Here is a 20,219-nt window from a genome sequence, read left to right as displayed (position 1 = left end):
GACAACAGAGTCAGAGAATCGGGAAGGGTCCTCCGATGAGCACACTGCACAAGGTCAAGGCCTACTTCGGTATGGCGCCGATGGAGGACTACGACGACGAGTACTACGACGACGACGACCGCGGCCCGGCCCGCAGCTATTCGCGCCGGTCCCGCGAAGACCGCTTCGAAGACGACGGATACAGCCGCGGCTACGACGACCGGTTGGCGGGCCGCGACTATGACGAGCCGAGCTTTCGCGGCGGCTACCGGGACGAGGATCGCTTCGAGGCCAGGCTGCGCGGCCCGCGCGAGTTCGACCGGCCCGCACCCCGGTTCAGCGCGCTGCGCGGCTCGACGCGCGGCGCCCTCGCGATGGATCCACGCCGGATGGCCGAGCTGTTCGATGCAGGCAGCCCGCTGTCGAAGATCACCACCCTGCGCCCGAAGGACTACAGCGAGGCGCGTACGATCGGCGAACGGTTCCGCGACGGCACCCCGGTGATCATGGACCTGGTGTCGATGGACAACGCCGACGCCAAGCGGCTCGTCGACTTCGCCGCCGGACTCGCATTCGCGCTGCGCGGTTCGTTCGACAAGGTGGCCACCAAGGTCTTCCTGCTCTCACCGGCGGATATCGACGTCAGCGCCGAGGAGCGCAGGCGCATCGCCGAGGCCGGCTTCTACGCCTACCAGTAGGTATTTCGCCAGGGCAGGTAGGCTGGCGTGGCGCTTCGCGATGCAATGAGCTGCGAGCGCTGTATCCAATGTCACACCTGTGCCCGTAGTGAGGACGGCTGTCGTTGTCGCTCTTCTTCGAAATCCTCGGTTTCGCGCTGTTCGTCTTCTGGCTGTTGTTGATTGCGCGCGTGGTCGTCGAGTTCATCCGGTCGTTCTCCCGCGACTGGCAGCCCAAGGGGCTGACCGTGGTCGTCCTCGAGGTGATCATGACCGTCACCGATCCGCCGGTGAAGTTGCTTCGCCGACTCATTCCCCAGCTCACGATAGGCGCGGTCCGATTCGACCTGTCGATCATGGTGCTGCTGCTGGTGGCCTTCATCGGCATGCAGTTGGCGTTCGGCGCCGCCGCCTGAGATCCGCCGAGCGAACCGGTATTTGGCGATCGCGGCGCTAGCTGCCGCGGGTTTGCCGGGGGCAATATTGCGGGTAAGAAGATTGAAATTCGCTCTTAAAATTCATCCTCTCCTGCAACCGCCGGGTCTGGTGTGACAGGATGGACGCCAGTTACGTTCCAGTAAGGCTCTACACTTTGAGATCGGTTGACGGTCCAGAACTCCAAGGGGGCAGACAATGCCGCTCACACCAGCCGACGTTCACAACGTCGCGTTCAGCAAGCCACCGATCGGCAAGCGCGGTTACAACGAGGATGAGGTCGACGCCTTCCTCGATCTGGTAGAGAACGAGCTGACCCGCCTCATCGAGGAGAACGCCGACCTTCGTCAGCGCGTCTCGGAGCTGGACCAGGAACTGGCCAGCGCCCGCGCCGGTGGCGGAGCGCAGCCCACCACGAGCATCCCGGTGTACGAGCCCGAGCCGGAGCCGACCCCCGCGCCGCAGCCGGTCTACGAGGCGCCGCCGCAGCAGGCGGCCGCCGCGCCGGCCGGCGAGGAAAGCCACATCAAGGCCGCGAAGGTGCTCAGCTTGGCGCAGGACACCGCCGACCGGCTGACCGGAACCGCGAAGGCCGAGTCGGAGAAGATGCTGGCCGACGCGCGCGCCCGGGCCGACGCGATGGTCACCGAGGCCCGGCAGACCGCCGAGACCACCGTCGCCGAGGCCCGCCAGCGCGCCGACGCGATGCTGGCCGATGCCCAGACCCGGTCGGAGGCGCAGCTGCGGCAGGCCCAGGAGAAGGCCGATGCCCTTCAGGCCGACGCCGAACGCAAGCACTCCGAGATCATGGGCACCATCAATCAACAGCGCACCGTGCTGGAGGGCAGGCTCGAGCAGCTGCGCACCTTCGAGCGCGAGTACCGTACCCGGCTCAAGACATACCTGGAGTCACAGCTCGAAGAGCTGGGTCAGCGGGGCTCGGCCGCACCGGTGGATTCCAGCGCCAACAATGACGGCGGTGGCTTCAACCAATTCAACCGGGGCAACAACTGACCGCTGAGATATGCTGATAGTTGCGCTAGTCCTCGCCGTCATCGGCCTGGCGGCTCTGGTGACCGCCGTCGTCACCAGCAACGAGCTGATCGCCTGGGTCTGCATCGCCGCCAGCGTGATCGGCGTCGTGCTGCTGATCGTCGACGCGCTGCGTGAGCGCTCCAAGGGTGATACGACTCAGCCGCCTTCAGAGGCCGAGGCCCAGGCCGATGAGTCCGAGTTCGCCGAGGACTATCCAGAAGAGCCTCCTGTCGCGCAGGACGACGACGCTGAGGCAGAGTCCACCGTGGTGGAACAGCGCGACGAGGACAGCAACAGCCGCTAAACCGTTGGGGTGGTGAGTAATTCACGCACCTCGTCATCGGTGACCTGATGGAAATCGTCGAACACCTGGCCGACCGCCTCGAAGCCTGGCGGCATCGTCGCGCACACCACGTCATCGGCTTCCTCGGCCAACTGCCTGCACGCTGACTCCGGACCCACCGGCACCGCGACCACCACCTGAGCAGGTTCGGCCGCCCGCACCGCGCGCACGGCAGCGAGCATGCTGGCGCCCGTTGCGATTCCGTCGTCGACGAGGATCACCGTGTGGCCCGCGACATCGACCGGCGGCCTGCCCCCGCGATAGGCGCTCTCACGACGGTGGAGTTCCTCGGTCTCGCGGGCGATCGCGGTCTGCAACTGGTCGTCGCTGATGCCGAGATTGCGCACCAGGCTGTCGTTGACCACCACGCCGCCGCCGGTCGCGAGGGCGCCCATCGCGAGTTCCTCCCACTGCGGCACACCGAGCTTGCGCACGAGGAACACGTCGAGCGGCGCGTGCAGGAACGACGCGACCTCCCATCCGACGGGCACGCCGCCACGCGCAAGGCCTAACACCAACAGGTTGTCCTTGCCGCGGTAGGACGCCAACTCTTCAGCCAGGACTTGGCCGGCTTCTCGGCGGTCCCGGAAGGTGCGCTTCGCATTGCGGCGGGCCAGCCCGCTCCATCCGCTCATCGCGATCTTTTCGATATCTCCGGACATGTTCAGCGTACGACTCTGGGTACCCACATACGTGGGCATCGAATATGAAACTGTGGTCGACCATCCGCTCGACGAGGTGTTTGCGTGGCACACCCGGCCCGGCGCGATGCGGCGATTGGTCCCGCCGTGGCAACCGATGACGGTGGTCGCGGAGACGCAGTCGCTGGCCGACGGGCGGGCCGTGCTCGGGCTGCCGGGTGGACTGCGATGGGTGGCGCAGCACGATCCGTCGGGGTTCGACCCGCCGCATCGTTTTGTCGACGAATTGTCGTCGCAGGGTCTTCTGTCGTGGCCCGCACGCGTCGTCGGCCGGTGGCGCCACACGCATGAGTTCAGCGAGCGGTCCGGCGCCACCCGGGTGCGTGACCGCGTCGACACCACCGTGCCAGGCGCCGCGTTGCGCTCAACGTTCGTCTACCGGCACCGGCAGTTGGCCGAGGACCTCGCGGCACATCGTGCCGCGGCGGCTCCGCCGATGGTGGTGGCGATGACCGGCGCCTCGGGTCTGATCGGCTCGGCGTTGTCGGCGTTCCTCAGCACGGGCGGGCATCAGGTCATCCGGCTGGTACGCCGACGAGCAGCCAACGGGCTTGAGCGGCAATGGGATCCGGCCCGCCCGGCGCCGAATCTGCTGTCGGGTGTCGACGTGGTCGTGCATCTGGCCGGCGCGTCGATAGCGGGTCGTTTCACCGATGGGCACAAGGCCGCGATCCGTGACAGCCGCATCGAGCCGACGCGCCGACTGGCCGACGTCGCCGCGCTCTCCGATGACGGGCCCGCGACGTTCGTCAGCGCGTCGGCGATCGGTTTCTACGGATTCGACCGCGGCGATGTGCTGCTGGGTGAAGACAGCGCACGCGGCGATGGCTTCCTCGCCGATGTGGTGGCCGACTGGGAAGCGGCAACGGCGCCCGCGACAGAAGCGGGGCTGAGGGTGGTGAATGTACGGACGGGCATCGTGCAGTCGGCGCGCGGCGGCACGCTGAAGCTGATGCGTCCGCTGTTCGCCGCGGGGCTTGGCGGCCGTCTCGGAAGTGGCGAGCAGTGGCTGTCCTGGATCGGGATGGACGACCTGCTCGACGTGTACCACCGGGCGCTGTACGACGGGCGGTTGAGCGGACCGGTCAACGCGGTCGCACCGGAACCGGTGCGCAACACCGACTACACGAAGACCCTGGCGGGTGTGCTGCACCGCCCGGCGGCGGTGCCGGTGCCCTCACTGGGCCCCAAGTTGCTGCTGGGGGAGCAGGGGTTTCGCGAACTCGCCGCGGCCAACCAGCGGGTGCTTCCGGCGAAGCTGCAGTCGCTGGGGCACCGCTTCAGAAGGGCCAAACTCACCGACGCGCTGGCTCACGAACTGGGGCGTGGTTGACGCGCGACGTATGCCAAGAACCCGTCCACCAGACCTCGCACCCGCTTGCCGGCATCGTCTGCGAGTTCGGTTGTGCGGGCGCGCAATTCGTCGTGATGCAAACCTGCGCCGACGACTTCGCCGTCACGGTCGTCGGCCAGCCACTCGTCGAGCAGTTCCAGATCGATCTCTGGATGGAATTGCAGCGCGAGGCATCGGCCGAGCACGAACGCCTGTGATGCGTTGGCGGTCCTTGCGATCTCGGTGGCACCGGGCGGCAGGGTCCAGCGGTCGAAATGCCACTGGAACCACGGCCCGCCGGGTACCAGGTCGGCGTTGTCGGACTCGACGTCGTTCCAGCCGATCTCCGGTGTGTTCGACCGCGCGACGGACCCGCCGAAGGCCTGAGCCAACAGTTGACCGCCGAAGCACACACCCAAAACCGCGATCCCCGCGTCGGCGGCGTCGCGGATGAGTCGGGTTTCGGCGCCCACCCAGGTGCGGCGCAACGCATCGTCGTAGACGGGCCAGCGCGCGCCGAGCGGAACGATCACCTCATAGCCGCCTGCGTCGGGGAAGGTGACGTCGACCGCCGGGCTGTCGACGCGCTCGGCGGGCACCACCTCGAAGCTGTCGACGTCGAAGCCGCATTCGGTGAATGCCTCGCCGAGCAGTGCCTCGGTTGCGAGATGCTCGTTGCGGATGAACAGAACCTTGGGTGCCACTCCGACATTATTTCGGCGGCGGCATGGGTGGCGCATCGGCGGGGGCGAGTTCGGCGGCGATTCTGCGGAACAGCGGATCGGCTTCGTTGCGGTAATTGCCCTGGTCGTCGAACGCCTCGGGACTGAAAGTGACCGCGGCGGCGATTGCGATCTTCTGTGACGGCAAGTACGCCGCGATCGCGGCATAGCCACTGAACAACGGATTCTGCAGCAGCCAGTCGCCCGATACCACGATGCCAAGGCCGTAGGTGTAGACATCGTCCATCGCGTCGCATGTGGTGCAGCCCTGCTGTTTGTGTGTCTTGCCGCGAAGCTCGGTCGACACCATCTTCCGGTACGAGTCCGCGGTGAGCAGCCGACCGGAACCGATGCCCGCCGCGGTCGCCTCGAGGTCGTAGATGTTCGTCGTCTGGATGGCTCCGTCGGTAATCGTCCAGGACGGGTCCCAGAACGTCGACTCCTCGTAAAACGGTGTGCCTGGCGGGATCTTGAGGAAGGCACGGCGCTCCGAGGTGAACGCGTGCAGCACCGGCGGCGGAATATCGGGCGTCACCGAGTTTGCCGTGCTCGTCAAGCCGAGAGGCCGAAGCACTTTGTCCGACAACAGTTTCGACATCTCCTGCCCAGTGGCCTTTTCCAGCGCCATGCCGAGCAGGACGTAGTTGGTGTGGGAGTAGTTCCAATTCGTGCCCGGCGGGTACAGCAGTGGCTTGTTGACGGCGTAGCCCAACATGTCGGGCACGGTCCAGCGGCGGAACGGGTTCGCGTAGAGCGCGTCGTTCATCGCGGTGTTGCCGATCACGTAATCCACATAGCCGGACGTCATCTGGGCGAGTTGACCAAGAGTGACCCGGTCGGCATGCGGTATGTGCGGCAGCCATCGCGACAGTTTGTCGTCGAGGCTGACCTTCTTCTCGTCGACGAGTTTGAGCAGCAGGGTGGACACATAGGAGATCGCCACGGCCCCATTGCGGAAATGCATCGCCGGTGTCGCGGGTACGCCTGTCATCGATTCGCCGACGGCCCGCGTGACGATCTCCTTACCGTCGATTGTCACCCGAACGATGACGGCCCGTAGATGAGCCTGCGCCATGACGTCGCGGACGATCCGCAGCACGGCGTCGGCCTTCGCGGAGTCGGTCGTCGAGGTGGGGGTCGAGGTGGTCAGCGCGCCGGGAGCGCAACCGGTGAGCACGACGACAGCGCACGTCATGGCGAGCAGGCGCCGCGCGGCGGGCATAGTGCGTAAATTAGCGCATAACCGGGCATCCCAGAGCGTGTCTGTCCTTGCCGAATGGTTCCTCACCTCCGCGCAACGCGGAAATCCGAGTTGGGATCTGCCGGCGTGGAGCGAGGGCAACGAAGCCGAGGCACTCATCCACGGCGCCACCTATTTCGACCGCCTTGTCAGTGCCGTGGAAGGCCTCGGCGCCGGTGATCACCTGTTCTTCAGCGACTGGCGTGGGGACGCCGACCAGAGGCTGCGGGACAACGGCCCCACCGTCGCGCAATTGCTCCGTTCGGCCGCAGAGCGCGGCGTGCTCGTCAAGGGGTTGATGTGGCGGTCCTATCCGAACAAGCTGCAGTTCAACGAGGAGCAGAACCGCCACCTCGCCGAAGCGATCGAGCGCGCGGGCGGTGAGGTGCTGCTTGATCAGCGGGTGCTGCTCGGGGGCTCGCACCATCAACGCCTTGTCGTGCTTCGCCACCCTGAGGAGCCGGACCGCGACACCGCGTTCATCGGCGGGATCGACCTGTGCCATTCGCGGCGCGACGACGCGTCACACCGCGGTGATCCGCAGGCGGTCAAGATGTCCAGCCGGTACGGCGAGCGGCCACCCTGGCATGACGTCCAGTTGCAGGTCCGAGGCCCGGTGGTGGCAGCGCTGGACACCACCTTCCGCGAGCGTTGGACCGCGCGGGCGCCGCTGAACGTCTTCAATCCGTTGGAGTGGGTGCGCGGCCGGTTCCTGGACGCGAACGCGGAGCGGCGTCCGTTGCCTGAGCAGCCGCCGGATCCGCCGCCGTGCGGTCGACATGCCGTGCAAGTCCTGCGGACCTACGGTGACGCGCTGATCAAGTACGAGTTCGCCAAGGAGGGCGAGCGCACCATCGCGCGCGGCTATACCAAGGCGGTGCAGCGTGCCCGGCGGCTGATCTACCTCGAGGACCAGTACCTGTGGTCGGAGGAAGTGGCGAACCTGCTCGTCGGCGCGCTGACAGCGAACCCCGAATTGCAGTTGGTGGCTGTCGTGCCACGGTATTTCGACCTCGAGGGTGCGTTGGGTCATCCGCCGACCGTGGTCGGCCGACAGCTCGCGGTGGACGCATGCCGGCGCGCGGCACCTGACCGGGTGCACGTGTTCGACGTCGAAAACCACGAGGGCACACCGGTATACGTACATTCGAAGGTCTGTGTCATCGACGACACCTGGGCTTGTGTGGGCAGCGACAATTTCAACCGGCGGTCGTGGACGCATGACAGCGAACTGTCATGTGCGGTGCTGGACGGCGACGACGAGTTCGCCCGCGATCTGCGCCTTCAGTTGTTGCGTGAGCACCTTGACCGGGCACCCGACGGCAGTGAGGACGGTGGGCTGGCCGATCCCGATACTGCGGTGGCCGAGATCCTCTCGGCTGCATCGACGTTGGAGGAATGGCATGAATCGGGTTGTCGGGGACAGCGGCCCCCTGGCCGACTGAGGCCACATGAGATCGACCGCGTCGATCCGCTGACCCGGCTGTGGGCCGAACCCGCCTACCGGCTGATCTACGACCCCGACGGACGGTCGTACCGAGATCGGTTGTTGAGGTGGCGGCCGTGAATCTCGCCGAATGGTTTCTCACGGGCGCCGAGCGCGGCAATCCGGCGTCCAGCGTGCCGGTCTGGTGTGAGGGCAACCGGGTCGAACCGCTGATCCACGGCGCGACGTACTTCGACCGACTGGCGACCGAGGTGGACGCGCTCGGCGCGGGCGATCACGTGTTCTTCACTGATTGGCGCGGTGATCCGGACCAGAAGATGCGCGATGACGGCCCCACCATTCGCGACCTTTTCTGCCGTGCGGCCGAAAGAGGGGTCGTCGTCAAAGGATTGGTGTGGCGCTCCCATCTTGACAAGTTTCAATACAGCGAGGAGGAGAACCAGCATCTCGGTGAGGCCATCGAAGAGGCGGGCGGCGAGGTGCTACTCGATCAGCGGGTGCGGTTCGGTGGCTCGCACCATCAGAAGCTGGTCGTGCTGCGCCATCCGGCGGAGCCGTCGCGCGATGTGGCGTTCGCGGGTGGCATCGATCTGTGCCACTCGCGTCGCGACGACGTGTCACATCGAGGTGACCCGCAAGCGGTACAGATGTCGAAACGCTACGGCGACCATCCGCCGTGGCACGACGTTCAGCTGGAGCTGAGGGGGCCGGTGGTCGGCGCGCTCGACCACACGTTCCGGGAGCGGTGGAACGATCCGGCACCGCTGGACACCTTGTCGCCGATCGCGTGGCTGCAGGACAAGTTTCGAGGTGCGGACCTGAAACCGGACAGGCTGCCGGAGCAGCCGCCTGATCCGCCGCGGTGCGGACCGCATGCCGTGCAGGTGCTGCGCACGTATCCGGACGCCCATTTCGAATACGACTTCGCGCCACACGGCGAGCGCAGCATTGCGCGCGGGTACAGCAAGGCGCTGCGGCGGGCCAGGCGGCTCATCTATCTCGAGGACCAGTACCTGTGGTCGAAGCGGGTTGCGCACCTGTTCGCCGAGGCGCTTAGAACCAACCCGGACCTGCATCTCGTCGCGGTGGTCCCCAGGTATCCCGACGTGGACGGCGCACTGGCATTGCCGCCCAACATGATTGGCCGACGTCAGGCAATCGACGCCTGTAAGGAGGCCAGCCCGGAGCGGGTGCACATCTTCGACGTGGAGAACCACCAGGGCACACCGGTGTACGTGCACGCGAAGGTGTGTGTGGTCGACGACATCTGGGCCAGCGTGGGCAGCGACAACTTCAACCGTCGGTCATGGACACATGACAGCGAACTGTCGTGCGCGGTGTTGGACGAGAACGGTGAGTTCGCGCGCGATCTTCGGTTGCGGTTGATGCGGGAACATCTGGATCGCGCCGACGACGATGCATTGACCGATCCTGTGGTGGCTGTCCAGGAGATGGTGGCCGCTGCGGAGGCACTGGATGCCTGGTACGCCTCCGGTCGCACGGGACCGCGGCCGCCGGGCCGCTTGCGAACGCATCAGGCGGAACGGCTGGGGCTGTTGACCCGGCTGTGGGCGGATCCGGCCTACCGGATGTTCTACGACCCGGACGGCCGCTCCTATCGGGACCGGCTCAAGCGCCGGTTGTGAACTCAACCGGGCAGGCTCACCGGACCGGTGATCCCCGGTGATCGGCTTCCGCGGGGGCGCCGCCCGGTGAGGCGGATATCTGGCAAAACCCCGGGCCATGACGATAAGTGCTCCTGCCAGTTCGATTCCGGCCAGGTGTCCCCCAGGGCGGCAGTGCGCTCACCCCGCCAAAGCTGAGCGTCGCGGGTGCTCCGCTGCGGGTGACGTCGAAGTCGACGTACGCTCCACAGAATCGGTCGACGCGTTCGCCGAGGACTTGGTAGCGGGGTGGCGTCGCATCGACATCGGAGTCGCGCACGCGGACATCATGCGTGGAGCGGCGTTCGCAGACATCACCGACGCGGCATGGCACGGCGCATGCCAGCTCAGCGCCGCACTACATCGCCTGGGCTCGACAACGTTTCGAGTTCATGCAGAAAAGGAAGTCCCTGCCAGTCTCCAAAGGTGGAGACGGACCACGCCCCCATCAGCGCTGCCCAGCGCAGAGCTGTATGGCTCTCGTGACCGGAAATCAATGCCGAGAGGAAACCAGCGGCGAACGCGTCTCCGGCGCCGACCGAGTCGATCACTTCAACGGGAACAGCGTCGATGATGTGTTCTACACCCTGAATAACCGCAACGGCGCCGAGGGCGCCCCTCTTTACCACGGCGATGTCACTTCCGTACGAGGTGAGCTCACGAGCCATCGATACGTGATCGGCTGCCTTGCAAAGAATTCTAGCCTCTTCCTCCGTGGCAAAGATGATGTCGGCTTTCGATGCGAGGTGTCGGAATTCCTCGCACGCTTCGCTTTCACTCCACAGGGCACGACGAAAGTTCAAGTCGACTGAGACGAGTGTGCCGGACGCGCGGCAAATCTCGATGCTCTCCCGGACGGCCACGGTCGCGGTCTCACTGAGCGCCGGCGTTATCGCACTGGTGTGAAAGACCTTCGCATTGCTCAGAAGTCCCGGGTCGACGTCCTCGGGTCCAAGGGTCGATCCTGCGCTATTGGAGCGATAGTAGGTAACGTGCACCGAGCGACTGGTCCGCGCCGCCTTGAGCATGATCGCGGTCGGGCGCGTCGGATGCTCTGACGCGAAGGTTCGTACGCCTTCGGCGCGCAACTCGCGACTCACGAGGCGCCCGAGTTCATCGTCACCGACACGACCTATCCAGGCACTGGCGACTCCTAAACGCGAGGCACCAATGGCGACATTGGACTCTGACCCGCCCACGCTCAACTCCAGGGTGCGGGTGTGTCGCAACGGGGTTGGACGTTCCTGAGTGAGCAGGGCCATCGTCTCACCCATGGTGACGAGTTGCGGATAGCCTCCCGACTGGTCAGACATCTGTCCCCTGCTGCCAAGGCTTAACCGCGGCGAGAAGTTCATGCACTCTCCCACGGAGGCCGTCATCCGGACCACGTACCAAAGCGTCTTGAATCAGCGGAGACCCGACGCCGAGCGCAACTGCTCCTGCCTGCAGATAGTCAGCGGCGTGAGCATGCTGTACCCCACCTGTAGGAATCAGCTTCAGTGCGGGCATCGGGTCCCGGAGCGCTCGAACAAAACCAGGGCCCCCAAGCTGGGCGGCAGGGAAGATCTTGACTGCCGGGACGCCCGCTTCCCACGCAGCGAACACTTCAGTCGGTGTGGCGGCGCCCGGAATATGAGGAGTGCTCAATTCCTGCGCGCGCTCCACAACTCTCAGATTCAAACAAGGTGACAAGGTATAAGAAGCGCCCATGTGGATCGCGGCCTCGAGCTCCCCGACCGTCAGGACGCTGCCGGCACCTATGTCCGCGGAGTCGCCGAGCGCATCGCGGATTCCCGCGATCGACTCGAGTGCGCCTGGCGTGGTGAGCGTGACCTCGATGCACCGAATGCCCGCGTCCCGCAAGGCTATCGCTACTGAGACCAGGTGCGTGCTCGCGGTGGAACGCAATATGGCAACCACGCGGGTGGCAACGATGGGATACGGCAACTCTTGTCGTACCGGGCGCAAAGCGGCCATAGGCATGCAACTCCTGGGGTCTAGGAATTCAGAAGTAGGTCGTGACCGACCCAGTGACGACATAGTTGTCGTCGACAAGGGGAATGTGTCGCCACTTGTCAAAGGTGGTGCACGGGTGTGAGATACCACATCCAATCCAGTCGCCTGGCTTCACTGGGTCATCTGCGGGAAGCGTGATGAATGCGTGCTGGTCGTTCAGGGCCGTGATAACGAATCCATCCCCTGGACGACGAGCCTCACCCTTGAACCCCGCGACCGTGAGGACCACCGGCATATCCTGATCGAACGCCACATCGCGACGACCGAAATCAGCGAACGCCAGTCCGGTCTCTGGGCGAGAAAGGATCCGTCCCCAAATCTCAAGGGCGGGTTGCAGACTGCGAGAAGAACCGGGTTGGGCGAAAGCGGCAATCCGCTCGTACAGGCCGTGGTCGTGAGTGATATAACAGCCCGGTCGGATCAGGGGCAGAGGCTTTGAGTATGGCAGTGCGGCTTCTTTGAGGACATCGACAACGATGTCGAAGAAGGCTCCGCCGCCCACGCTGAGAATGACGTCAGGCCCGTCGAAAAGCTGTTCTTCGTCAAGGGCCGCCGCAGCGTCAGTGACGAAGCGACAGTAGGAGGCGACCGCTTCGATGGACTCCTCCTCTCGGTTCGACACGAGCGCACCCTCGTAACCCGCCACTCCGCGCAGCCTCAGGTGCGGCGACTCTGCGGCAGCGCGTGCCACTTGCTTCGCCTCGGCGAGCGTTCGAACCCCGGTTCGGGTCCCTTGTCTGGCGAGTTCGACAAGGACTTCCAACCGCACGGCGATATCGAGGGCACCGAGAATCTCTTCAAGAATGTGGATGCCATGAAGTGAATCGACGTAGCAGAAGAATTCGTGCTGCTCGTGGCTGGCCAGATGTTGGGCGATCCACGCAATGCCGGCGGGGTCGACCAGCTCGTTGGCCAGAAGAATCCTGCGAACACCGAACTCCCAGAACGCCCGGACCTGAGCCGGCGTGGCAGCACTGATCGCCCATGCGCCTGCAGAAAGCTGTGCGTTGATGAGCTCTGGAGACATCGTCGTCTTGCCGTGCGGGGCCACCAGCACGCGATTGTCGTCGCAGTACGAGTGCAGCGCGGCGATATTGTGTGCGAGCGCGGAGGCCTTCAAAACCATCACCGGAGAGAACACCGTCCCGTCGGCGAGCACATCCGTCCCGACCGGAATCGGTCGATGACCCTCCTCCGGCGCTGACTTATAGAACGGATCGTGGCGCGCTGCAGTGGTCATCATGGCCCTGGCTTTGTGCTGACGATCAATTCGACCTCTACAGGCGCGCCATACGGTAGCTCGGCCACACCAAGCGCCGAGCGTGCGTGCCGCCCTCGTTCGCCGAATACCTGCTCGAGAAGGAGGGAGGCTCCGTTGATGACCGCAGGCTGATCCTCGAACCCTTCTGCGCTGGCGACGAACCCAGTCAACTTGACGATGCTGTCGATGGCATCGAGTGAGCCCAATTCCGCCGACAATGCCGCCAGGCAGTTCAGGATCGAAAGGCGCGCGGCCTCCTGACCTTGCTCCACCGTGAAATCGCGGCCCAACTTGCCCTTCATGAGGAGCTCACCCGCGCGGGTCGGAGTCTGTCCCGAAGAGAACACAAGATTGCCGTGGACTCGCGCGGGAACATAGTTCGCTACAGGCACGGGAACAGGTGGCAGCTCCAGGCCAAGTGCTGCAAGGGTATCGGCGGTCGACATTTGGGTTTCCTCTTTCTGACGTTGTGGTGCGACAGGTCGATCAAGCTTCGAGCACTCGGGCGAGGAACTGCTGTGTACGAGGATGTTCGGGTTGTTTCAGAACTTTGGCGGGATCTCCTTGCTCAGCAATGACACCGCCATCCATGAACACGACACGATCAGCGGTGCGCTGTGCGAAACCCATCTCGTGGGTGACGACCACCATGGTCATCCCGTCTGCAGCCAGCTTGCGCATGACGGATGTGACCTCTCCGACCAATTCCGGGTCCAACGCGGAGGTCGCCTCGTCGAAGAACATGATGCGTGGGTTCACAGCGAGGGCCCGCGCAATGGCGACCCGCTGCTGCTGGCCGCCAGAGAGTTGCGACGGGTAGTTGGCATAGCGGTCGTGCATGTCGACCCTCTCGAGGCTCTGCATGCCAACATCCCGCGCTTCGGCCTTACTCATCTTGAGTGCCTTTCGCAGGGCGAGGGTGACATTCCCGAGCGCATCCAGGTGCGGAAACAGGTTGAATTGCTGAAAGACAAGTCCGACATGGCCGCGGATCTCCGGCGCGCGCTTGGGGTCGTGAAGTGGGACGCCTCCGACAATGACGCGTCCGGAATCCGACGTCTCGAGCCCGCACATGATGCGAAGCAACGTGCTCTTGCCCGACCCGGACGCGCCGATGAGGACGACGACTTCACCACTGGCTACGTCGAGGTCGATATTCTTGAGCACCTGCACATCGCCGAATGCTTTTGTCACGGAACGAAGTTCGAGGCTACTGCCGATGGGCTGTTCTCGAAGTGGCATTGCTGTCATGCCGGAACCAGCTTTCTCTCGTGTCTGCGCACCCACAGCGAAAGTGGATAGCACGTGACGAAATACAAGGCCGCGACTGTGAGATAAATGGGAATCGGATCGGCAGTCCGGTCCACGATGGATTGACCGGCTTTCATAAGCTCAACCAGACCGATGACGAAGGCAATGGAGGTGTCTTTGATCAACGAGATGTACTGCCCGACCAGTGGTGGGAGAACGATCCGCCGTGTCTGGGGGAGTACGACGAATCTGAAGATCTGCATCTGGGACAAGCCGAGGGTACGAGCCGCCTCGCGGTGGCCGACGGGGACAGCCTCGATTCCTGACCTAAGAAGTTCGGCCACATAGGCGCCGTGGTAAATGCTCAATCCAACGGCTGCCGCGCCAAACAGGTTCGCGCTGAAGCCGAGGTACAGGGCTGCGCCGAAGTACACGAACAGCAGGGTGATCGGAAGTGGGGACCCGCGGAAGATCTCTACATACGCGCGGGCAAGTTGCGAGGCGATCGGGACCTTCGAGGTACGCACCCCACCCACTACCAAACCGATGACCGTACATCCGATGACGGAGACACCCGTGAGCTCAAGCGTCACCCAGAATGCCCGCAGCAATTGGGGCAAACTGGTCCAGATCAGCTCCACGTTCACACCGCTGCCTCGGTGACGGCAGTCCGGCCGCGCCTGATCGGCCACAGGCCTGGACGCATCTGCTCCAGCGGGGGCTTGAACAGCGCCCTGCCGATAAAACCAGCCACGATCGACAGGACGTTGCTCAGCACCAGGTAGAGAACTAAGGCAATGGCGAAGACTTGCACAAAGAGCAGAGTCCGCGCATTAACGACCGTGGCAACGCCAGTGAGCTCAGGCACGGCGATAGCCGTCAACAGGGACGTGCCGAGGAGAACCTGAATCAAATTGTTGATTGTCGCCGGATAGACGTTGCGCAATGCCTGCGGCGCAATCACCGAGATGAAAGTACGTCGTGGCGACAGGCCGAGAACTTGGGCTGCTTCGCGCTGAGCGCGCGGTACTGATGAGATCCCAGCACGAAACACTTCACTCAGGTAGGCGCCAACGTTGACTCCGATGGCCACCACGCCCGCGGTAACCGCATCCAGTCGCACACCCAAGGATGGGAATGCGAAGAACACCACAAAGATCTGTAGCAGCACCGGAGTGTTCCGTACGACTTCAACATAGGCACCGGCAATTAAGCGCAGAGCCGCTACCGTCGAGTTTCGAGCCAGTGCCGAGGCAAGCGCGCACACGAGCGCCAGAGCGAAAGCAAGCACGGTGATCCACAGTGTCAGGCCCATGCCCCGTAGGAATTCGGGCAAATACTCGAGGACCGTACGCCACTGGTAAAGCACTTGAACCTCCTCTCGTTCCAGCGATCGCCGTGCCTAGTACTGAGGATTGAGCGGATAGGTCGGGTCGACTCCGAACCACTTGTTGTAGAGCTGCTTGTTCGTCCCCGAGGTGTTCAGCCGGAACAGAAACTGGTTCAAGTAGTTGAGCCAGACCTGGTCGCCCTGCTTCACACCAAATGCGTTGTACTCCAACGGCACAAGTGTGCCCTTCGTCACCTCGAGGCCGGGGTTCAGCTTTGCCTGGTAGGCAAGGAAATTCGAGTCTTCGATCATGGTGTCGGCCTGTCTCTGCTTGACCGCCAGGATGGCCGCTTGCGAGGTGTCATATTCGTCAGTCCTGACGTCGATACCCATGTCGTGCAAGACGTCAGCATTCGTTGATCCCTTGACCGTGGCGACAGTCCTGCCCCGAAGGTCCTGCGCCGAGGAGATTCCACTGCCCTTGTTGACGAGAAGCGCCTCACCGGCAACGACATACGGATCGGTGAATTCGATCTCTCGAGCGCGTTCTCCGTTCCGAGTGAAGTTGCAGATGACCACATCGACCTTGTCGGTCTGCAGGTTGGGAATTCGGTTGGCCGACGTCGTGTCGATCACTTCGAGCTTGACACCTAGATCCTCGGCGAGACGTTTCGCGATGTCCACGTCGTATCCGTCTGGATCGCCCTTTTCGTTCTTGAAACCGAACGGCGCGAAGGAGAGGCAGTCACCGACCCTGACGGTGCCGCGCTTGAGAACCGACTTCAATGCGGACGAGTCGGCTGCAGCTTGGACGGAGTTGCCGCCGCCTCCGTCACTTGTGGTGCCAGGGGTACACCCTGCCACGGCGATCGCTGCCAATAGAACAGCGGCGACTGAAGCGATAGCGGTTCCATGCACTCTCATAATGCATCCTTCGTTCCAGCGGATTGGGCTTCCGAACAGTCCCTCGACCGGTCGGTCTGAGCCCCGAGGTGCCCAGAAATCTCATTGGCCCCAGCCACAATCAAGTTCGCAAGATCGTCCAGGTTCGCCTTGATGCGATCCGCGGGTCCGGCGAGACTGATTGCGGCAACGACCTTTTCGTTGTGATCAAACACTGGGGCGGCAACACATCGGATTCCGTGTTCGTTCTCGACATCATCGACACTGAAGCCCCGGGCGCGCACGCGGTTGAGATCGGCGGCGAGGTCGTCCGATGTGATCAGTGTGGACGGCGTATGTGCCGGCAGGCCCGCCGCCACCACACGCCGAAATTCCCCATCCGGCAAGTGCGCCAGAATTGCCTTACCCGCGCCCGTCGAGTGAACGTCCGCGCGATCACCCACTCGCGAAGCCATCTGAATGGGTGACGGACCAGCCTGCTTGTCCACGTAGACCACCTGCCCCTCGCTGTAGACCACGAGGTGGGCCGTCTCGTTGGCGGCGTAGGCGAGGCGAGCGAGAACCGGCTGCGCAACCGACCTCAAATCAAGGTCCTTCAAGTAGGCGCTTCCCAGCGTCACCGCGCCGACTCCGATCGCGTAGCTTCCGTCGCTGCGCTGTTCGACCAATCGAGCTTCCAACAGGGGCGATAGCAGTCGGAGCACCGTGCTCTTCGACGCCTCAACGGCGGTTGCCAATTCGGTCAGTGAGTAACCGCTTCGCAATGCGTCTGATCTTCCGTCGGGCCGGCTCAAGACACCGAGGAGCGCGAGCGCCCGTCTGAGCGACGAAGAGTTATTTCGAGGGTTTGTAGTCATAGTCTATTGTGCAATGCAAAACATCGTTCTGTTTTGCAAACAAGGCTATTCCGTGGGGACTTGGTCGTCAAGAGGAAATCCAGTTGCCGGCCTGCGTCGTCTGCAATGTCGGCCTCGGTAGGGCGAGGCAGGGGCGGGGGTTGGCATCCGGGGTTGGCGAACGTGTTGGTGTACGAGATGCCGCACACGCTGGCTGCGTTGGCGTGCGGTGTGCTGTCGGAGTGGCGGGCGACGTTGATTGCGCGGGAATCGGAGTGGACACCGCGAAGCTCGAGGGTTTGCATAATGCGCGCATGGTGGCCGCGGCCAGGGAGATCGCGGCGCGGTCGGATGCGCAGGCCCTGGCCGATCGGGCGGCAAAAGCTAAGGCGATCGGGCGGTGACCATTCGGCCGGCCCCGCATTGCATGACGTATGTGACAGCGTTGTTGCCGGTGGCTGCGGGGGGTGGACCGGTGCGCTCAACGGGTTGAGGGAGTGTGAGCGGTGCAACCATGTCAAGGAAGCACCGGGTTGGCGGGTGTCGACAGCTCAGGAGAATGGCTCGCACACAGCCGAGTTCCTCACTCCGACGAGTGCTCGCTACCGCTCGACCGCACCACCGCCGCCGGGAGCGCCGACGATCTCAATCAGCGAAGTCGAAATCAGCATCGGCATCGCACTAACCGACCTACACGCCGCCTAAACGATAGCGTCGTTCCGGCCGGCCGACGCCGTATTGCAGCCGCAACTCCAGCGCGCCGGTGCCGAGATAGTGCTCGAGGTACCGGCGCGCGCTGACCCGCGAAATGCCCACCAGCTCAGCGCATTCCGCGGCCGATACCTCGCCGGCATCGCGCACTGCGTCCAGCACCAGTCGCCCCGTCTCTGCGCCCAGCCCCTTGGGCAGCACCTCCTGTGGCGAGGCGGCAGGCGGGCCACCGAACAGCGAGTCGATCAACGACTGGTCGACGCCGCCCGCGGACTCCAACGCATCCGCTCGGGCGGCGAACGCCTCCAATTTGGCCTTCAATTGCGGAAACTCGAATGGCTTGATCAGGAAGTCCGCCGCACCACCGTCGAGCGCACCCTTGACGGTGTCGAGTTCGCGGGCCGCAGTGATCATGATGACGCCGACCCGGTCACCTGCAGATCGCAACCGCTGCAACACATCGAGACCGGTCATGTCGGGCAGATACACGTCCAGCAGGATCAACTGCGGGCGCAAATCGCGCGCCGCGGACAGCGCTTCCGCGCCGGTGCGGGCCACGCCCACCGCCCGGAAACCGTCGACCTGTTCGACGAAGCGGCGGTGGATTTCGGCGACCATGAAATCGTCGTCGACCACCAGAACGTCACGCATGCGCCGTCCTCTCCACCGATGACACCGCCGCCGTCCCGACCGGCAACCGCACCACGAACACCGCCCCGCCCGCTGGGCCGTTACTGACCTCCACCGTGCCGCCGTGCTGGGCGCTCACCAGGCGCACCAATGCCAGCCCGATACCGCGGCCGCCTGGCACGTCGGGCTTCGACGTGACGCCCCTGGCGAAGATCTCCTCGCGAAGATGTTCGGGCACACCGGGTCCGGAGTCCGCCACCGAGATCGTCAGCCCATCGCGGTCCTGGATGCCGACCCTGACCGTGGCCGGATTCGCCCCGACCGAAACGTCGACCGCATTGTCGATGAGGTTGCCCAACAGCGTGATGACATCGGTGGCCAGTGCCGGGTCCAGGGCCGCCAGATGCGAATCCGCTGCAATCTCCAGCGACACCCCGCTCTCCGCGGCCAGCGACGTCTTCGCGATCACCAACGCCGCAACGGCCGGATCGGAGATGCGCTGCGTCACCGCGTCGCTGATCTCCGCGCGCCGCCGGGTCAACGTCCCGACCAGGTCACGCACCGAGTCGTACTCACCCAACTGCACCAATCCCGAAATCGTGTGCAGTTGGTTGGCGAACTCATGCGTCTGTGCCCGCAGGGTGTCGGTGACGCTCTTGTGGGACGACAGCTGGCCCTGCAGGGCGGCCAGTTCGGTGCTGTCACGCATCGTCGTAACGGTGCCGAATTGCTGACCTTGGCTGGTCGCTGCCCGCCGGTTCAACGCCAAAACTCTTGTCCGGGTGGCGATCACGACATCACGTCCGTCTTCACCTGACAACAGGAACTCGACCACGGCGGGTTCGAGGCCGACGCTGTCGACGCGGCGGCCGACTGCCGACGGGGACACCCCGAGCAGGTCCTGCGCACTGTCGTTGAGCAACGTGACAACGCCTTCGTTGTTCACCGCGACCACACCCTCACGGATGCTGTGCAGCAATGCTTCCCGATGTTCGGCGAGGCCGGCGATCTCGGCGATTTCCAAGCCCCGGGTGTGCCGCTTGATGCGTCGCGACAACAGATACGACGCGACCAAACCGAGCGCTGCCCCGAGACTCAGATAAATCAACAACCGCTCACCGGCGCCGCTCAGCAGTTGCCAAATCGACGGATACGGTTCGCTCACCGACACGACCGCCAGCACGTCGCCGTTGATCGACAAGATCGGCACCTGGCCGACCAGGCTGTGCACCCCTTCGATGGTGTCGTCGCCGAACCACGCCCGGCCTTCATCGGCGCGACTGGGGCCGAGGTTCATCCGCTGACCCAGCCTTGACGGATCCGATGACACGCGCACGGTGCCGTCCGGATCGAGGATCTCCGCCAAGCCGGCGCCCGACAGCGCCACGGCGCGGTCCACCTCGGGCGCGAGCACCTTGCTGGCGAACGGGTCGGCATAGCGGTCACGCACGACCGGCGTCGACGCCATGTTCTCGGCGACCGCGATCATCCGCTGACCGCGCACATCGCGGAACTCCCGGGCGGACTGAGCCACTGACACCGCCGCGACCGCGACCAGCACGATGGCGACCACCAGCAACTGGAACACCAGGAACTGGCCCGCCAGGCTGCGGAAGCTGCGGATCAGCGGAGGCCTCATCGTTCGCGATTGTTCACAACGACCAATACTTCCTTTGCGTACTCATCAGTGACGCGGGTCACTGCA

Annotated in this window: 20 protein-coding genes and 4 pseudogenes; 9 read left to right on the top strand and 15 right to left on the bottom strand. The window is 64.3% G+C overall.

The annotated features are described in order from the left end of the window. The first annotated feature begins 35 nt into the window (after window positions 1–35). The 4 genes from ACGFK1_RS15460 to ACGFK1_RS15445 all read left to right on the top strand — a co-directional run bounded on the left by ACGFK1_RS15460 (window position 36) and on the right by ACGFK1_RS15445 (window position 2,430). Window positions 36–677 (top strand): cell division protein SepF, encoded by a 642-nt coding sequence (locus tag ACGFK1_RS15460; protein ID WP_393430434.1) that lies wholly within the window; start codon window positions 36–38, stop codon window positions 675–677. Window positions 678–781: 104 nt separating this feature from the next. Further along, window positions 782–1,072 carry a YggT family protein gene (locus tag ACGFK1_RS15455; protein WP_067799052.1) on the top strand — a complete coding sequence of 97 codons (291 nt, stop codon included), beginning with the start codon at window positions 782–784 and terminating at the stop codon, window positions 1,070–1,072. A gap of 217 nt (window positions 1,073–1,289) precedes the next feature. Continuing rightward, window positions 1,290–2,105: a DivIVA domain-containing protein gene (locus ACGFK1_RS15450; protein ID WP_393430429.1), complete on the top strand. Its 816-nt coding sequence runs from the start codon at window positions 1,290–1,292 to the stop codon at window positions 2,103–2,105. Between the two features lie 10 nt (window positions 2,106–2,115). After that, on the top strand, window positions 2,116–2,430 hold the full coding sequence (locus ACGFK1_RS15445; RefSeq protein WP_393430426.1) for a DUF308 domain-containing protein: 315 nt from the start codon (window positions 2,116–2,118) through the stop codon (window positions 2,428–2,430). On the opposite strand, the pseudogene ACGFK1_RS15440 reads toward ACGFK1_RS15445, so the two are convergent. Further along, window positions 2,427–3,092, bottom strand: a pseudogene (locus ACGFK1_RS15440) (phosphoribosyltransferase); the annotation flags it as partial. The gene ACGFK1_RS15445 and the pseudogene ACGFK1_RS15440 overlap by 4 nt on opposite strands. A gap of 70 nt (window positions 3,093–3,162) precedes the next feature. On the opposite strand from ACGFK1_RS15440, the gene ACGFK1_RS15435 reads away from it, so the two are divergent. Beyond that, a complete protein-coding gene (locus ACGFK1_RS15435) occupies window positions 3,163–4,503 on the top strand; it encodes a TIGR01777 family oxidoreductase (protein WP_393430423.1) in 1,341 nt (446 codons plus the stop codon). On the opposite strand, the gene ACGFK1_RS15430 is transcribed toward ACGFK1_RS15435, so the two are convergent. Both ACGFK1_RS15430 and ACGFK1_RS15425 read right to left on the bottom strand, forming a co-directional pair. Further along, entirely contained in the window at window positions 4,482–5,207 is a 726-nt protein-coding gene (locus ACGFK1_RS15430) for a type 1 glutamine amidotransferase (protein WP_393430420.1), read from the bottom strand. The genes ACGFK1_RS15435 and ACGFK1_RS15430 overlap by 22 nt on opposite strands. A 7-nt stretch (window positions 5,208–5,214) precedes the next feature. Then, entirely contained in the window at window positions 5,215–6,447 is a 1,233-nt protein-coding gene (locus tag ACGFK1_RS15425; protein WP_393430418.1) for a serine hydrolase domain-containing protein, read from the bottom strand. A 37-nt stretch (window positions 6,448–6,484) separates the two neighbouring features. Between ACGFK1_RS15425 and ACGFK1_RS15420 the strand changes: the two genes are divergently transcribed. The 3 genes and pseudogenes from ACGFK1_RS15420 to ACGFK1_RS15410 form a co-directional block, all read left to right on the top strand. Further along, window positions 6,485–8,032, top strand: coding sequence for a phospholipase D family protein (locus ACGFK1_RS15420; RefSeq protein WP_393430415.1), 1,548 nt, complete (start codon window positions 6,485–6,487; stop codon window positions 8,030–8,032). Next, a complete protein-coding gene (locus ACGFK1_RS15415; RefSeq protein ID WP_393430412.1) occupies window positions 8,029–9,558 on the top strand; it encodes a phospholipase D family protein in 1,530 nt (509 codons plus the stop codon). Before ACGFK1_RS15420 ends, ACGFK1_RS15415 begins: the two co-directional genes overlap by 4 nt. A 97-nt stretch (window positions 9,559–9,655) precedes the next feature. Beyond that, a pseudogene (locus tag ACGFK1_RS15410) lies at window positions 9,656–9,871 on the top strand (hypothetical protein); the annotation flags it as partial. A 52-nt stretch (window positions 9,872–9,923) separates the two neighbouring features. Here the strand turns inward: ACGFK1_RS15410 and ACGFK1_RS15405 are convergent. From ACGFK1_RS15405 to ACGFK1_RS15360, 10 genes and pseudogenes are all read right to left on the bottom strand, one after another. Further along, window positions 9,924–10,931, bottom strand: coding sequence for a sugar kinase (locus ACGFK1_RS15405; protein ID WP_393430409.1), 1,008 nt, complete (start codon window positions 10,929–10,931; stop codon window positions 9,924–9,926). Beyond that, window positions 10,882–11,553 (bottom strand): bifunctional 4-hydroxy-2-oxoglutarate aldolase/2-dehydro-3-deoxy-phosphogluconate aldolase, encoded by a 672-nt coding sequence (locus ACGFK1_RS15400; protein ID WP_393430406.1) that lies wholly within the window; start codon window positions 11,551–11,553, stop codon window positions 10,882–10,884. Before ACGFK1_RS15400 ends, ACGFK1_RS15405 begins: the two co-directional genes overlap by 50 nt. Before the next feature lie 28 nt (window positions 11,554–11,581). Next, a complete protein-coding gene (locus ACGFK1_RS15395; protein WP_393430404.1) occupies window positions 11,582–12,751 on the bottom strand; it encodes an alanine racemase in 1,170 nt (389 codons plus the stop codon). An 80-nt stretch (window positions 12,752–12,831) separates the two neighbouring features. Beyond that, window positions 12,832–13,299 carry a RidA family protein gene (locus ACGFK1_RS15390; RefSeq protein ID WP_393430401.1) on the bottom strand — a complete coding sequence of 156 codons (468 nt, stop codon included), beginning with the start codon at window positions 13,297–13,299 and terminating at the stop codon, window positions 12,832–12,834. Between the two features lie 40 nt (window positions 13,300–13,339). Beyond that, a complete protein-coding gene (locus tag ACGFK1_RS15385) occupies window positions 13,340–14,095 on the bottom strand; it encodes an amino acid ABC transporter ATP-binding protein (protein ID WP_393431226.1) in 756 nt (251 codons plus the stop codon). A 5-nt stretch (window positions 14,096–14,100) separates the two neighbouring features. Then, a complete protein-coding gene (locus ACGFK1_RS15380) occupies window positions 14,101–14,745 on the bottom strand; it encodes an amino acid ABC transporter permease (protein ID WP_393430398.1) in 645 nt (214 codons plus the stop codon). Between the two features lie 2 nt (window positions 14,746–14,747). Next, the gene (locus ACGFK1_RS15375; RefSeq protein WP_393430395.1) at window positions 14,748–15,473 is read right to left on the bottom strand and encodes an amino acid ABC transporter permease; all 726 of its coding nucleotides are present in this window, start codon (window positions 15,471–15,473) and stop codon (window positions 14,748–14,750) included. A gap of 33 nt (window positions 15,474–15,506) precedes the next feature. Beyond that, window positions 15,507–16,220: a transporter substrate-binding domain-containing protein gene (locus tag ACGFK1_RS15370; protein WP_393430392.1), complete on the bottom strand. Its 714-nt coding sequence runs from the start codon at window positions 16,218–16,220 to the stop codon at window positions 15,507–15,509. A gap of 134 nt (window positions 16,221–16,354) precedes the next feature. Next, the gene (locus ACGFK1_RS15365; RefSeq protein ID WP_393431223.1) at window positions 16,355–17,005 is read right to left on the bottom strand and encodes an IclR family transcriptional regulator; all 651 of its coding nucleotides are present in this window, start codon (window positions 17,003–17,005) and stop codon (window positions 16,355–16,357) included. A gap of 45 nt (window positions 17,006–17,050) precedes the next feature. Beyond that, window positions 17,051–17,194, bottom strand: a pseudogene (locus tag ACGFK1_RS15360) (hypothetical protein); the annotation flags it as partial. Here ACGFK1_RS15360 and ACGFK1_RS15355 point away from each other — a divergent pair. Next, window positions 17,174–17,878: pseudogene (locus ACGFK1_RS15355) on the top strand (hypothetical protein). The pseudogenes ACGFK1_RS15360 and ACGFK1_RS15355 sit on opposite strands and share 21 nt — an antisense overlap. On the opposite strand, the gene ACGFK1_RS15350 reads toward ACGFK1_RS15355, so the two are convergent. Beyond that, a complete protein-coding gene (locus ACGFK1_RS15350) occupies window positions 17,864–18,535 on the bottom strand; it encodes a response regulator (protein ID WP_393430390.1) in 672 nt (223 codons plus the stop codon). The pseudogene ACGFK1_RS15355 and the gene ACGFK1_RS15350 overlap by 15 nt on opposite strands. Further along, entirely contained in the window at window positions 18,528–20,153 is a 1,626-nt protein-coding gene (locus ACGFK1_RS15345; RefSeq protein ID WP_393430387.1) for an ATP-binding protein, read from the bottom strand. Before ACGFK1_RS15345 ends, ACGFK1_RS15350 begins: the two co-directional genes overlap by 8 nt. Window positions 20,154–20,219: the final 66 nt, after the last annotated feature.

It is taken from the genome of Mycobacterium sp. NPDC048908 (assembly GCF_043197955.1).
In the GTDB taxonomy this organism is placed as follows: domain Bacteria; phylum Actinomycetota; class Actinomycetes; order Mycobacteriales; family Mycobacteriaceae; genus Mycobacterium.
The sequence above is the reverse complement of the archived record's forward strand: the minus strand, read 5'-3'. Positions and strand labels throughout refer to the sequence as shown.

Bases quoted from the DNA above. Each gene is read 5' to 3' on its own strand.
- ACGFK1_RS15460 (WP_393430434.1), top strand. From the start codon at position 36: ATGAGCACACTGCACAAGGTCAAGGCCTACTTCGGTATGGCGCCGATG.
- ACGFK1_RS15450 (WP_393430429.1), top strand. From the start codon at position 1,290: ATGCCGCTCACACCAGCCGACGTTCACAACGTCGCGTTCAGCAAGCCA.
- ACGFK1_RS15445 (WP_393430426.1), top strand. From the start codon at position 2,116: ATGCTGATAGTTGCGCTAGTCCTCGCCGTCATCGGCCTGGCGGCTCTG.
- ACGFK1_RS15425 (WP_393430418.1), bottom strand. From the start codon at position 6,447: ATGCCCGCCGCGCGGCGCCTGCTCGCCATGACGTGCGCTGTCGTCGTG.
- ACGFK1_RS15405 (WP_393430409.1), bottom strand. From the start codon at position 10,931: ATGAACTTCTCGCCGCGGTTAAGCCTTGGCAGCAGGGGACAGATGTCT.
- ACGFK1_RS15400 (WP_393430406.1), bottom strand. From the start codon at position 11,553: ATGGCCGCTTTGCGCCCGGTACGACAAGAGTTGCCGTATCCCATCGTT.
- ACGFK1_RS15390 (WP_393430401.1), bottom strand. From the start codon at position 13,299: ATGTCGACCGCCGATACCCTTGCAGCACTTGGCCTGGAGCTGCCACCT.
- ACGFK1_RS15385 (WP_393431226.1), bottom strand. From the start codon at position 14,095: ATGCCACTTCGAGAACAGCCCATCGGCAGTAGCCTCGAACTTCGTTCC.
- ACGFK1_RS15350 (WP_393430390.1), bottom strand. From the start codon at position 18,535: ATGCGTGACGTTCTGGTGGTCGACGACGATTTCATGGTCGCCGAAATC.
- ACGFK1_RS15345 (WP_393430387.1), bottom strand. From the start codon at position 20,153: ATGAGGCCTCCGCTGATCCGCAGCTTCCGCAGCCTGGCGGGCCAGTTC.